Origin of the sequence: Herbaspirillum rhizosphaerae, from assembly GCF_046025915.1 — a bacterium.
In the GTDB taxonomy this organism is placed as follows: domain Bacteria; phylum Pseudomonadota; class Gammaproteobacteria; order Burkholderiales; family Burkholderiaceae_D; genus Herbaspirillum; species Herbaspirillum rhizosphaerae_A.
Genome location: NZ_JAQQFR010000009.1, coordinates 43,053 through 56,838 on the forward strand (window position 1 = coordinate 43,053; position 13,786 = coordinate 56,838).

Annotated in this window: 10 protein-coding genes; 3 read left to right on the top strand and 7 right to left on the bottom strand. The window is 56.6% G+C overall.

Going from position 1 to position 13,786, the window contains the following annotated elements; translation table 11 throughout:
- Window positions 1–20: 20 nt before the first annotated feature.
- From PQR63_RS14460 to PQR63_RS14470, 3 genes are read right to left on the bottom strand one after another with little or no spacing between them, the layout of a single operon-like run.
- Window positions 21–932, bottom strand: coding sequence for a serine hydrolase domain-containing protein (locus PQR63_RS14460; protein WP_408168645.1), 912 nt, complete (start codon window positions 930–932; stop codon window positions 21–23).
- 11 nt (window positions 933–943) lie between these two features.
- The gene (gene pip, locus PQR63_RS14465; protein ID WP_408168646.1) at window positions 944–1,933 is read right to left on the bottom strand and encodes a prolyl aminopeptidase; all 990 of its coding nucleotides are present in this window, start codon (window positions 1,931–1,933) and stop codon (window positions 944–946) included.
- A 60-nt stretch (window positions 1,934–1,993) separates the two neighbouring features.
- The gene (locus PQR63_RS14470; RefSeq protein WP_408168647.1) at window positions 1,994–2,959 is read right to left on the bottom strand and encodes a threo-3-hydroxy-L-aspartate ammonia-lyase; all 966 of its coding nucleotides are present in this window, start codon (window positions 2,957–2,959) and stop codon (window positions 1,994–1,996) included.
- A 345-nt stretch (window positions 2,960–3,304) separates the two neighbouring features.
- Here PQR63_RS14470 and PQR63_RS14475 point away from each other — a divergent pair, with 345 nt between their 5' ends.
- From PQR63_RS14475 to PQR63_RS14485, 3 genes are all read left to right on the top strand, one after another.
- Window positions 3,305–5,467, top strand: coding sequence for an EAL domain-containing protein (locus PQR63_RS14475; protein WP_408168648.1), 2,163 nt, complete (start codon window positions 3,305–3,307; stop codon window positions 5,465–5,467).
- A 306-nt stretch (window positions 5,468–5,773) separates the two neighbouring features.
- Window positions 5,774–9,694 (top strand): ATP-binding protein, encoded by a 3,921-nt coding sequence (locus tag PQR63_RS14480; protein ID WP_408168649.1) that lies wholly within the window; start codon window positions 5,774–5,776, stop codon window positions 9,692–9,694.
- A gap of 353 nt (window positions 9,695–10,047) precedes the next feature.
- Window positions 10,048–10,458 (top strand): C40 family peptidase, encoded by a 411-nt coding sequence (locus PQR63_RS14485; RefSeq protein WP_408168650.1) that lies wholly within the window; start codon window positions 10,048–10,050, stop codon window positions 10,456–10,458.
- Window positions 10,459–10,587: 129 nt separating this feature from the next.
- On the opposite strand, the gene PQR63_RS14490 is transcribed toward PQR63_RS14485, so the two are convergent.
- The 4 genes from PQR63_RS14490 to PQR63_RS14505 are packed head-to-tail and all read right to left on the bottom strand — an operon-like array spanning window position 10,588 to window position 13,617.
- Window positions 10,588–11,382, bottom strand: coding sequence for a transporter substrate-binding domain-containing protein (locus PQR63_RS14490; protein WP_408168652.1), 795 nt, complete (start codon window positions 11,380–11,382; stop codon window positions 10,588–10,590).
- Window positions 11,383–11,439: 57 nt separating this feature from the next.
- Window positions 11,440–12,201 carry an amino acid ABC transporter ATP-binding protein gene (locus PQR63_RS14495; RefSeq protein ID WP_408168654.1) on the bottom strand — a complete coding sequence of 254 codons (762 nt, stop codon included), beginning with the start codon at window positions 12,199–12,201 and terminating at the stop codon, window positions 11,440–11,442.
- A complete protein-coding gene (locus tag PQR63_RS14500) occupies window positions 12,185–12,838 on the bottom strand; it encodes an amino acid ABC transporter permease (protein WP_094563942.1) in 654 nt (217 codons plus the stop codon). Before PQR63_RS14500 ends, PQR63_RS14495 begins: the two co-directional genes overlap by 17 nt.
- Window positions 12,835–13,617, bottom strand: a complete 783-nt coding sequence (locus PQR63_RS14505) for an amino acid ABC transporter permease (RefSeq protein ID WP_408168657.1) — start codon at window positions 13,615–13,617, stop codon at window positions 12,835–12,837. Before PQR63_RS14505 ends, PQR63_RS14500 begins: the two co-directional genes overlap by 4 nt.
- Window positions 13,618–13,786: the final 169 nt, after the last annotated feature.

Below are 13,786 nucleotides of genomic sequence, written 5' to 3' on the forward strand. Positions count from 1 at the left end.
TCGTCCTCGTTTTTTCTGTCTTATTGTTGATGTGCCATGGCAGCATTGTGCGCCGCCCATTCAACTATGGCTTGATCCCTGACCGGGGAGAACGTTGCCACGGTGCAGCGACACTCCGGGAAGTGATATACCGCGGCGACACTCGTCGGCCCCGAGCCGGTATGCCCGGTTGAGGGGCCTGCCGGACCCTCTCGTGCAATCATCAATCCCATGCCGTAGCCAAAATTGATTCCCGGCCGTCCGGGAATTTTGTCACCCAATGGTATAGCTTGCGTCATTGCTTCCAGCAGTGCTACAGGAAGCAATGCCCCCTTCAGCAGACGTTCCAACAGCAGGGCAGCCGATGCCGCCGGGCCGATCAGCAAGCCATGGTAGACCCAAGCCGGATGATATCGACTGGGGTTGCCCCATGCCGTTTCGTCGAGATCTTCAGGAGTAAGCGCAACGGATACCTTGTCGATGCCGAGCGGCGACAGCACGAGTTGCTGAAGCGAGGTCTGAAGATCAGCGTCGACAGTGTTTTCGATCATTTGGCGAATCAGCAGATAGCCGGTGTTGGAATAACGCCAGCCATTGCCCGGTGCAAATGCCAATTGATCGCTGCGAACCCGTTCCAGCATGTCGTCAGGTATCCATGGCGACTCGTTGCGCTCGACCGCCATCGCATAAGCGCTGAGATCGGAGTAGTTGGGTACGCCAGCAGTATGGCGTAGCAGCTGCCGCAAGGTGTAAGCCTGACCGCCTGCCGGAGCATCCAAGTCCAGCTTGCCATCCCGCACAAGCGCAAGCGCAGCTGCCGCAAGAACAGTCTTGGTGAAACTCCACCACAGCACCGGCGCGGACTCTTGCAGAGCATTGCCATGGCCGTCAACAACCTGATCGTTGCAAACGACCGCAGCAATGATATTGGTAGTATCCGATGCACCTGCCACTGACATTGCGCCTATTGATCCGCAAAGGCGTCGGTAGCGCCGATCAGTTTGTCGAGAATGCCCGGCTCGTTATAGGCGTGCCCTGCTGCTTCGACCAGATGGAATTGCGCAGTCGGCCAAGCCTTGTGCAGTTCCCATGCTGATCTTGCCGGCGTAGCCAGGTCATAGCGGCCTTGTACGATGACGCCGGGGATATCTTTCAGGCGCGCGACATTGGCCAGCAACTGCCCTTCTTCCATGAAACCCTTATGGACGAAATAGTGGTTCTCGATGCGCGCGAAAGCCAGCGCAAAGTGGGCGTCGCCGAACTGGTTGATCATGCCCTGGTTCGGAAGCAAGGTGATGGTGCCCGCTTCCCATTGACTCCAGGCGCGGGCGGCTTCCAGCTTGGCAGCTTCATCGTCACCGGTCAGTCGCTTGTGATACGCCGCCATGAGGTCGCCGCGTTCCGCTTCCGGAATCGGTGCGAGGAACTCTTCCCAGCGGTCAGGCGCCAGCCATGAAGCGCCTTCCTGGTAATACCAGTCAAGCTCGCGCTGGCGCAGCAAGAAGATGCCGCGCAAGATGATTTCGGTGACGCGTTCGGGATGCGTTTCTGCATAGGCAATTGCCAGCGTGCTACCCCATGATCCGCCAAAGACTTGCCATTTATCGATGCCCAGTTTGATGCGCAGACGTTCGATGTCGGCCACCAGATCCCAGGTCGTGTTGGCGTCGAGATTGGCATGCGGCAACGAGCGGCCGCAACCGCGCTGGTCGAACAGGACAATGCGATATTTCTCTGGATTGAACAGCTGCCGATGCGATGGTCCGCAACCACCTCCCGGACCGCCATGCAAGAACACCACCGGCTTCCCCTTGGGATTGCCGCAGACCTCCCAGTACACCTGATGGCCGTCGCTGACGTCGAGCATGCCGCTGTCATACGGATTGATCGGTGGATAGAGCTTGCGTAATGTATTGAGAGCGGTCGGGGGGGCGGTTGTGGTCGAACTTGTCATTGATGCGTTTCCTTATGTTTCATTCGTACAGTACGTGCTTGCAGGGTGACTTAGGGTAATTTATGCATCAGCAAAATAGCCTGCCAATTTCGCCAGATCGACGTTGCCGCCGCTGACGACGACACCCACGCGTTTTCCCTTGAGCTGATCCTTCATCTTGCGGACGGCGGCATAACTGAGGCAACCGGTCGGTTCGACGATCATTTTCATGCGTTCGGCATAGAAGCGCATGCACGCGATCAGTTCGTCGTCGCTGACGGTGAGAATGTCTTCCACGTCACGCTTGATGATCTCGAAAGTGTAGTGCCCGACATGCTGGGTCTGGGCGCCATCGGCAATCGTGCGTGGCGTGTCGATGTGAATGATCTTGCCGGCGCGCAGCGATTGCTGGGCGTCGTTGCCGGCTTCCGGCTCGACACCGTAGGTTTTGCATTCAGGTGCCAGAGCCTTGGCCGACAACAGCGAACCTGACAACAAGCCACCTCCGCCCAGACAGACGAACAAGGCGTCCAACGGACCGGTTTCTTCCAGTAATTCTTTGACGGCTGTGCCCTGTCCGCTGATGACGTCCGGATGATCGTAGGGCGGGATCATGGTCAGGCCATGCTTTTCGGCGAGATTGGCGCAGATTTCTTCTCGGTTCTCGGTATAGCGGTTAAAGCGCACGACCTTGCCGCCATAGCCTTTAGTGGCGGCGACTTTGGCTTCCGGTGCGTCTTCCGGCATGACGATGGTAGCCGGCATGCCGAGCACTTTTGCGGCCAGGGCAATGGCCTGGGCATGGTTGCCTGATGAGAAAGTGACAACACCGTCGGCTCGTTGCTCAGGCGTGAAGCGCGCCAGCGAGTTCATCGCGCCGCGAAACTTGAAGGCGCCCATGCGTTGAAAGTTTTCGCATTTGAAAAAAATCTTTGCACCGATTTCATCGTCGGCGGTGCGCGATGTCAGCACCGGCGTCTTGTTGGCGTGGCCTTCAAGGCGTTTTGCCGCGGCGACCACGTCGCTGTATTCGGGAAGCGTCAGCATGGATTCTCCGTTGTAGTTCGTTGCGGTTTGTTGTTGAACGTCGTCGTTCGTTGTTTTCTGAGGATATGTTGCATTACAGATAGTAATTTATTTTGCAGGCATGAGTACTGAAGCCCGCCCGAAACGCTCTCGTGCAGGATTAGCGGCGGGCAAGGATGTCACGGCTCCTTCAGGAAATCCCCGATACAAAGTCGTTTCGTCGCCACGTATTATTTCTCCATGGCACAGACCGGCCCCGCAGTTGTCACCGCAGTCGCATGCAGTTTCAACGGATGACATGCCGGCACCGAGACGTCTTCATCGTCGTCGTTCCCCAAACCGACTGTATGCAAAGGATAGCAATCCATGAAAACCAACTTGTGTGAACGCGTATCCGCGGCCCGGTCTTTCGGCGGCATGCAGCATCGGCGTCCGCCCAAACAGCGTGTTGCACCGCTGCAGCTCGTGACGGCGACGGTATCCGACGACCGCTTCGAAGCCATCGTCAAATCTTCCGACGATGCCATCATCAGCAAGACGCTGACCGGCATCATCACCAGTTGGAATCCGGGCGCCGAAGCGATTTTCGGGTATACCGAACGTGAAATGATCGGCCAGCCGATGCTGCGCCTGTTCCCTATCGAACGTCAGGACGAAGAGTATTACATCCTCGAAAAAATCCTCGCCGGCGAACCCGTAAGCCATTTTGAAACAGTGCGCATCCACAAGAGTGGAAAGCCGGTTCACGTCTCAGTCTCGATCTCCCCATTACGCGACAGCGAAGGCAATATCGTCGGTGCATCCAAGATCGCCCGCGATATTACCAAACAGGTCGAGCTGGAAAGTGCCGCTGAACAATTCCGCGCCCTGGTCAGCTCGTCCGACGATGCCATCATTACCAAAGATATCAATGGAAACATCTGCAGCTGGAACAATGCAGCGCAGACCATCTTCGGCTACACCGAAGAAGAGATGATCGGCGAACCGACGCTGCGCCTTTTCCCAGAAGATCGTATCGAAGAAGAGACCTTCATTCTCGGCAAGATTCTTGCGGGCGAAAAGGTCGACCATTTTGAAACCGTACGCATCCGCAAAGATGGCAAACAGATTCATGTATCGGTGACGATATCGCCGATTCGCGACCGTCACGGCAATGTAGTCGGCGCATCGAAGATTGCACGCGATATCACGCCGCTGCGCCGGCATCAGGAAAAGCTGGAGCATATCGCCCACTATGACGGCCTCACCGATTTGCCAAATCGCCTGCTGCTGACCGATCGCCTGCGTCAGGCCATGGCGTTGTGCAAGCGTGGCAGTCAGCAATTGGCGGTGCTTTATCTGGATCTGGATGGCTTCAAGCAAATCAACGACACCCACGGACACGATGTCGGCGATGCCTTGCTGGTTGCCCTATCCCGCCGCATGGCCGGCAGCCTGCGCGAAGCCGACACGCTGGCGCGCATCGGCGGCGACGAATTCGTTGCGGTCTTGATGGACATCAACAGCGCCGAGAAACTCAAACGCATCGTCGGCCGCATCCTGTGCGCCTGCGCCGAACCTGTCATGATCGACGGCAAGCGTCTGGAAGTCACCGCCAGCATCGGGGTGACCACCTATCCGCATGACGATGCCGATGAGGATCAGTTGATGCGCCATGCCGACCTGGCTATGTACGAGGCCAAGCAAGCAGGCAAAAACCGGTTTCACATTTTCGACGCCTTCCGCGAAGCTGAAGGCAAGAGCCGTCACGTCTATGTACGCCGCTTGGGTGAAGCATTGGAGCGCAACGAACTGTTGCTTCACTATCAACCCAAGATCAACATGAAAACCAATGAAGTGGTCGGTGTCGAAGCACTGATTCGCTGGCAGCATCCGGATCGCGGCTTGTTGTCGCCGTCGGCTTTCCTGCCGTTGATCGACGGCCACTCCATCAACGAAGAGTTGGGCATCTGGGTCATCGGCCGCGCGCTGGCGCAGATGGAGTTGTGGCGCGGACAAGGGATTTGCATGCCGGTCAGCGTCAACCTGGCGCCTAACCAGCTGCAGGACGAACTGTTCCCCACCATCCTCGCCAACATGCTGGCGCGCTACCCTGATATTGATCCTGCAGATCTAGAACTGGAGATATTGGAAACCAGCGCCATGCACGATATCGATGCCGTCTCGCACGTCATGCAAGCTTGCCGTCAACTTGGCGTACAGTTTTCCATCGATGATTTCGGCACAGGTTATTCGTCGCTGACTTATCTCAAGCGTCTGCCGGCAAAGACGCTCAAGATCGATCAAAGTTTTGTACGCGACATGCTCAGCGACCATGAAGATCTTGCCATCGTTTGCGGCGTGATCGGATTGGCGACTGCGTTTCAACGCAAGGTCATTGCCGAGGGCGTAGAAAGCGAAGCCCACGGCAAAAAATTGATGGAACTGGGTTGCGAGCTGGCGCAAGGTTACGGCATCTCGCGTCCCATGCCTGGCCCCAAAATGCGTCAGTGGCTATCTGCCTGGAACGCCAATCCTGCCTGGAGCTGAACCACCCGGCTGCACGTTTCTTTGTCACATCGCCACGCCATCGCGGGCGCCTTCGGTAATCAAGCCGGATGCGCTCGCTTTTCATTGCTTTTGATGCAACATAGTTTGTAGGACAAACACTCATTCCAAAGTAAGAAGGCCTGCGGCGCGGGGGCGGATTCGCCATTTTTGGTGAATCCTTCGTAAGATGTCAGACGCGGCAAACTGCATGTGATTCGCCGCATCAATTCGCCACCCCAGTTGCCTGAGATTTAGCTCTCAATAATCTAATAATATGATTCATTCCGGTGAACGCAGAGGCTGCCCATGAATCTCGATTCCACATCGGCCCAATTTGGCTTTCTTAAAGGTACGGGAACGCTTGGCCAGCTGATTTTTGAACATGATTGGTCATCCTCGCCACTGGGGCCGATCAGCCACTGGCCGCAGAGTCTCAAAACTGCCGTCAGCCTGATGCTCAATTCGCGCCAGCCAATGTGGCTGGGATGGGGTGAGCAAATTACCTTTCTCTACAACGACGCTTACATAGACGTGCTCAGCCAGGCCAAACATCCCTGGGCGCTCGGTCGTCCGGCCGCCGAAGTCTGGTCGGAAATCTGGGACATTTGTGGCCCGCTGGCAGACAAGGTGTTCAAGCACGGCGAAGCGACTTTTGTGGACGAAGTACGCTTGTTCATGAGCCGCAAAAGCGGCCCCGAAGAAAATTACTTTTCTTTCTCCTATTCACCGATCCGGGATGAGTCGGGTGAAGTTGGCGGTTTATTCTGCCCGAACGCCGAAATGACCGCCAAACATCTCAATGCACGCCGTCTGCGCACGCTGTCCGAGCTGGCTTCCGGCGCATTGATGGAGCGCACCGCCGACGCTGCTGCGGCCACGGCGGCAAACATCCTGGTGAAAAATCCCGACGACGTGCCATTTGCGCTGCTCTATCTGACCGACTGCAGCCAGCGCCAGGCAGTGCTGAAGCAAACCGTCAATATGCTGCCGCTGAACGGCATTGCTCCTGAATACATCAGCCTAGACGCCGTCGGTACGCAGATCGATATGCGTGTTCTTCCGCTCAATGGGCAACTCTGGCCGGTGGCGCACGTGTTGGAGAACGTTACAAAAGAAGTTGTTGATGTAGCGCATATTGATACGCTGCCGCTGGGTCTGGCTGACCAGCGTATTCGCCAGGCCATTATGTTGCCACTGGCATCGCCGGGGCTCGAACGGCCGATCGGCGTACTGATCTGCGGTATCAATCCCACACGGCCGCTGGACGACGATTACCAGACCTTTTTCGATTTAGTGGCCGGCCAGATAGCCGCGGCGATTCAACAAGCCCGTACGGCCGAAGCCGAGAAGCAGCGTGCCGACCTGCTGGCAGAACTGGACCAGGCCAAGACGGCATTTTTCAGTAACGTCAGCCATGAATTCCGTACCCCACTGACACTGATGATGGGGCCGCTGGATGACATGCTCAGCGACCATGAACACGCCCTCGCGCCGGTGCAGCAGCAACGCGCCAACATGTTGCGGCGTAACACGCAGCGCCTGCAAAAGCTGGTCAATACCTTGCTTGATTTTTCGCGTATTCAGGCTGGCCGCGCGGATGCATCTTATGCGAAAGTCGATCTGGCCGCCCTTACCTCGGACCTGGCCAGCACTTTCCGTTCCACCATCGAGGGCGCCGGATTGGTGTTTGAGGTTGACTGCCCTCATCTGAAGGAAGAAACCTATATCGACGTCACGATGTGGGAAAAAATTGTTCTCAACCTACTGTCCAACGCGTTCAAATTCACGCTGGATGGCAAGATCAGCATCAAACTCAGCGGCCATGGCGACCATATCGCTTTGTCCGTCACGGACACCGGCGTAGGTATTGCCAAAGATCAGTTGCCGCTGGTATTCAAACGCTTCCATCGCGTCGAAGGCGTACAGGCGCGGACGCATGAAGGATCAGGTATCGGGCTGGCATTGGTGCGCGATCTGGTCAATCTGCAGGGAGGCACGATTGAGGTCGACAGTACACCGCAATTCGGTTCTGCGTTTGTACTGACGATACCAACCGGGCGTGCGCATCTTCCGGCAGATCGTGTCGTGGATACGGCGGAGGACGAGGCGGTGCATTCTTCACTCAGTCCTCTGGCAACTACTTACGCGGCCGAAGCCACTCGCTGGATTGCAGCGAATCAAGCTGCAGATCAAGAGGCCCTGCAGGTGTCGCCGTTGCAAAGCTCATCGGCAAGCCGCGATTCACTGGTCTGTTTGGGCGCGCGCATTCTGGTCGCCGACGACAACGCCGACATGCGCGATTACCTCACCAATTTGCTGCAACCGCATTGGGAGATACAAACCGTCGCCAACGGTCTTGACGCACTGGAGGCTGCGCGCAGCTACCCGCATGATCTGATTTTGTCGGATGTCATGATGCCTCAGCTCGACGGCTTCGGTCTGTTGGAGCGGCTGCGAGCAGATGACGCTACCCGTAATATCCCCTTCATTCTGTTGTCGGCGCGAGCAGGTGAAGAGGCTCGGCTGGAAGGCCTCGCTGCCGGTGCCGATGATTATCTGGTCAAACCGTTTTCTAGTCGCGAGCTGATCGCCCGTATCGAATCCATGCTGTTGCGTTCGCAGATCCGCGCCATGGAAAAACGCCATGCCGATCGCATGAGTACGATCTTTGCACAAGCGCCAGTCGCGATCGCGATTACCCGCGGCCCCAACCATGTATTCGAGCTAGCCAACGCGCCGTACATGGAACTGATCGGCAACCGACCCATCATCGGTAAAAGTGTCAGAGAATCCTTGCCTGAGCTGGAGGGGCAAAGCGTGCTGAGTCTGCTCGACGATGTCTATCGTCACGCCGAACCGCATATCGGCCGCTCGCTGGGTGTCAGCCTGAAACGCAGCAGCACCGGGATTGCCGAAGAGCGTTTCTTCGACTTCGTCTATCAACCGATGCTCAAGCCCGACGGCAGCATTGAGGGTATTGCCGTGGTGGCGTTTGAAGTGACCGACTTGACACGAGCACGCCAGGCAGCCGAAGTCGCCAATCGTACCAAGGATGAATTCCTGGCCATGCTAGGCCACGAATTGAGAAATCCGCTCACGCCGATCTTGACCGCGGTGCACCTGATGCGCCTGCGTGGCGGCGGCGTGGAAAAAGAATGCAGCGTCATCGAGCGCCAGGCACGCCATCTGGTGCGACTGGTCGATGACTTACTGGATGTATCGCGGGTAGCACAAGGAAAAATCAACTTGCAAAAGAAAAAAATAGAAATCGCGGACGTCATTGCCAAGGCGATCGAAACCGCCAGCCCGCTGCTGGAAGAGCGCCATCATCGCCTGAGCATCCACGTGCCGTCACAAGGTCTGTTGGTGCATGCTGACCCCGAGCGGCTGACGCAAGTACTCGCCAACCTGCTGACTAACGCCGGCAAATACACTGAAAATCGTGGCCACATCAGCATTGAGGCGGTACTGGAAAATAATCAGATAGTGATTGATGTGCGTGACAATGGGATCGGCATCAAGGCCGAGATGTTGCCGCATGTCTTTGACATGTTTGCGCAAGAGACGCAAGCCATTGACCGCGCTGGTGGCGGCCTGGGGCTGGGACTCGCCATTGTGCGCAGCCTTACCGAGCTGCACGGCGGATCGGCACATGTCTATAGCGCGGGTGTAGGTATGGGAAGTGTATTCACCATCAAACTGCCTGCCGTGATGAGCGAAACTACACCGCTTCTGTTGCCGTTACCGACGATAGATGCGATTGAGCTGACTCCGGCCGGTGATACCTGCGCGATTCTGATCGTGGATGACAATCAGGACGCCGCACAAATCCTTGGTGAATTGCTATCCATGCAAGGGCACGATGTTCGTGTCGCCTATGATGGTCCGTCGGCGCTCGATGCAGTCAAGCATTTCACACCGCGCATCGCCTTGCTCGATATCGGCCTGCCCATCATGGACGGCTATGAAGTCGCAGGCCATTTACGCGCCCTGCCGCATCTGCAAGGCATAGGCCTGATTGCGCTGACGGGGTATGGCCAGGCCAGCGATCGCCTGCGCTCTGCCAATGCCGGGTTCGACCACCATCTGGTCAAGCCGGTCGACATTGATGTGGTGGAAGAGTTGATCCGGGCAACGCTCGCTGCGCGTCCGGTTGATCCTCAGATACCGTCGGCAGTACTGGCTGCTGCCGGCGACAACAGCGCCACCGGACGGGAATTGTCCTGATGTTGTCGGCGAGGATGGAGATAGCCCCTCAACAAAAAATCGTCCTTGTGGGCGATTTTTTAATTGAGAGACCGGGCTCTTTCACGAAACGCTGCATCAGATGGCTTTTTGAGAATCGTCCTATATCAACCACTGCGCGAAGCCCCTAAACTCGCGGCTGATTTCCGGCTATCGAGCCGGATGACATCCTTATTTTCCCCTGTTGCTCCCGTTCTCGCCCCCGTGGGACGGATTTTTTGCCATTCATGCCGATATCCAGCCTACTTTTCTCATCCTGCCGATCCTGTTACCGATTGCTGTGCGTTGTCGTACTTGCCGCACCTCTCCATCTTGCCCAAGCCGGTGAGCCTGACGTGGCTCCAGCTTCAGTCAATCGCCTGCTGGCAGAAGAAGCCGTAAGCAGCCTGACGAGTGGCATCCGTTATCGCTTTGGCGGCACCAATCCTGATCGTGGCCTGGACTGCAGCGCCTTTGTCGCCTATCTGTTCAGAGAAGCCGTCGGTGGAGATTTGCCACGTACCGCAAAAGAAATCAGCGATATGGGCAAGCAAGTCGGGCTGAACGATATCGAGCCGGGCGACCTCGTCTTTTTTGGCAAGGGAAAGCGTCATGTTTCTCATGTCGGGGTCTATGTCGGCGGCAAAAAATTCATTCATGCCTCGCGCAAGCATGGCGCCGTCTATGAATCAGGTCTCAATGAGCCTTACTGGCAAAGCCGCTTCAACGGCGCGCGTCGCTTGACAAGTACATTGCCACGATCCTGAACGCGCCCTCCGCTTAGCTTCCCCGCAAATAAAAAAGCCGCTCCGGAGAGCAGCTTTCAGTTCGTCCCTGCCAACGCAGGGAGGATATAACGGCTGTTTTTGTTAGTTATGCTGCGCCGTTGTCAGGCATTATTGCTTGGTAATAGCAGCCGGCAGATGGCGACCGTGGAACTTGACGTAGATCGCGTCCAGCTTGCCGTTGCGGTGGTTGGTGACGACCCAGTTGTTGATCCATTCCTTCAGGCGCGGCTGATTCTGGTTGAAAGCGATACCCAGATCAAAGTCTTTTTGTGCGAACTTCAGTTCCAGGTTCTTGCCTGGTGCGCGCTTGATCATCTCTGCCAGATTGGATGGGGTGCTGGAGAAGATTTCGACCTGGCCGGTGACCATCGATGTGATCAGCGTGGCATCGTCTTCATAGCGCACGATTTCGGCGCCCTTGGCTTGCGCTGTCGTCAGCGTGTCGTTGACGGTAGCGCGTGTCAGACCAATACGTTTGCCGTTAAGGTCGTTGTAATCTTTGATCTGAATGTTCTTGGGGCCACCAACCATGATGGTGATGACAGCGTAAGGTACGGAGAAATCGACAACCTTAGCGCGCTCAGGTGTGATCGACAAATCGGCGATGACGACGTCGGCACGGTTGGCTTGCAGTGTCGGGATGCGCGCAGCGTTGGTGACTGGCACGATTTCCAGCTTCACGCCCAGATCCTTGGCGAATTGCTCGGCAGTTTCGACGTCGGAACCGGCTGGTTGCAGGTTGGCATCGGCAAAGCTGAACAGCGGCGTACCCATGGCGATTGCGACGCGGACTTTACCGGCTTTCTTGATGTCGTCGAGCTGGTCAGCCATGGCGACATGTGCCAGACCGGCGGTCAGCAGTGCAGCGATACAGGTGCGGGCGAAGAGTTGATTCAGTTTCATGCAGGTCTCCTTGGTTTGATTGTGTTGCAATGAAAAAATAAAAATCAGAATATTGAATTACAGGCCGTTGTTCAGGAAGGCGCGCAGTTCGGGCGTCTTGGGGTTGTCCAGCATCTCACCCGGGCCAACTTCCCACACCGTGCCCTGATGCATGTAAATGATGCGATCGGCCACGCGCTTGGCGAAGGCCATTTCGTGCGTCACGAGCAGCATGGTCATGCCGCCGGCTGCCAGGTCTTCCATCACGCGCAGCACTTCGCCGGTCAGTTGCGGATCAAGCGCCGAAGTCACTTCATCGAACAGCATGACCTTTGGCGCCATCGCCAGCGAACGGGCAATCGCCACGCGCTGTTGCTGGCCACCCGACAATTGCTCAGGATAGGCATCGGCCTTGTTGCCCAGGCCGACCTGCTCCAAGGCAGCCATCGACACGGTCAATGCCTGTGCTTTCGGTTGTTGCTTGACGTGACGCAGCGCCAGCATGATGTTTTCCTGCACGGTCAGATGCGGGAACAGGTTGTAGCTCTGGAACACGATGCCGACTTCCTGGCGCAGCTTGTGCAGGTCGATATGTGGATCGTCGACACGCATGCCGCAGACGTCGATGGTGCCGGAGTCGACCTTTTCCAGGCGATCGATACAACGCAGCGCGGTGCTCTTGCCGGAGCCGCTGGCGCCGATGATGGCGATCATTTCGCCCTTTTGTACTTCGAAGGAAACACCTTTCAGTACCTGATTGGAGCCGAAACTCTTGTAGATCTGATCGACCTTGACGATAGGGCCTGCCTGGCCAACAGGGGTATTAACGGTTGCTGACATTGAGCTTATTCTCCATCGATTCACTCCAGCGCGAGAGCGGGTAGCACAGTACAAAATAGAACACCCCTACCAGACTGAAAATCAGGAAAGGCTGAAAAATTGAGTTGTTGATAATCTGACCGGCGCGGGTCAGTTCGATAAATCCGATCACGGACGCCAGCGAAGTCATCTTGATGACCTGCACCAGAAAGCCCACGGTCGGCGGCAACGACAAACGGAAAGCCTGAGGAATGATCACCAGACGCAGTGTCTGCCAGCGGGTCAGGGACAAGCATTCGGCGGCTTCCCATTGCGGACGCGGCATCGCTTCGACGCAACCGCGCCAGATATCGCCCAGATAGGCGCTGGTATAGACCATCATCGCCAGACCGGCGGCCACCAATGCCGGCAAGGCAAAACCATACACCGACAGACCGAAGTAGACGATGAACAGCAAGATCAGCAGCGGAATGCCCTGAATGCACTCGATGTACACCAGCGTCGGCATCCACAGCCAGCGGCGAGGAGAAATCCGCGCCAGCATCACCGCAAAACCACCGATGCTGCCGAGAATAAAGGCCAGGCCAGATAGCACCAGCGTCCACCAGATCGACTGCACCAGATAAAAGAAATGTCCCCAGGAGAAACTGCCGATCATGATGCGCTCCCGTTGGTGTTCGAAGGTGTTGTTGTGGCGGCTGCAACATTCGCCTGGAATGGCGGGATGGCAGGTGGACGGCGGCGTGCCATTTCTGCGGCGGCACGACGAATCACGCGGCGGCGCTTGAACAGATATTCGCCGAAACCCCATGCCAGCAGCTTGACCAGAATCGACAGCGCCAGGTACATGAAGGCGACCACAATATAGGTTTCCAGCGAGCGGAAGGTGTCCGACTGCACGGTGTTGGCGATCGCGGTCAGTTCTTCGGCGGAGATCTGCGAAGCCATTGCGGAAGCTTGCATCATCAGCAGGAACTGGCTGGTCAACGCGGGATAGACGCGCTCGATCGAGGGTTGCAGCATGACATGCCAAGCAATGCGCCAGCGCGACAAGCCGAGGCATTCGGCTGCTTCTATCTGGCCCTTTGGTACCGATTCCAGACCGGCACGAATGATTTCTGCAGCGTAGGCAGCGATATTAATGATCATTGCCAGCACCGCAGCAGCAAACGTCGGCATATGGATGCCGAGGCTGGCCAGACCGAAGTACAGCAAGAAGATCTGCACCAGGAAAGGCGTGTTGCGTACCGCCTCGATATAGGCGGAACAGGCTTTGGAAATATAGCGGTTGCTACCGCGCTTCAGGAATGCGATCAACGTACCGACCGAGACGCCGACGACGATTGCGACCGTGGTCATCTTCAGTGTCAGCCATGCACCGGTCAGAAAAACCGGCCAGTAAGGCGCAAGAGGACCAAAATTAAGTGAAAAACCCATGCCGATGATGCCCTTTATACGTGGCGTTTTACTCTGCTCGGCGATGTAATGACAGTGGAGGACACGAGGAACGGGACAACAAAGGCGATCCACCGTGAAACGAATTTTCCCTGCGCTCGCGACCTTGCCGATCGGACCTTTACTGCCGAATCCGAAGCGATGCCGCTTG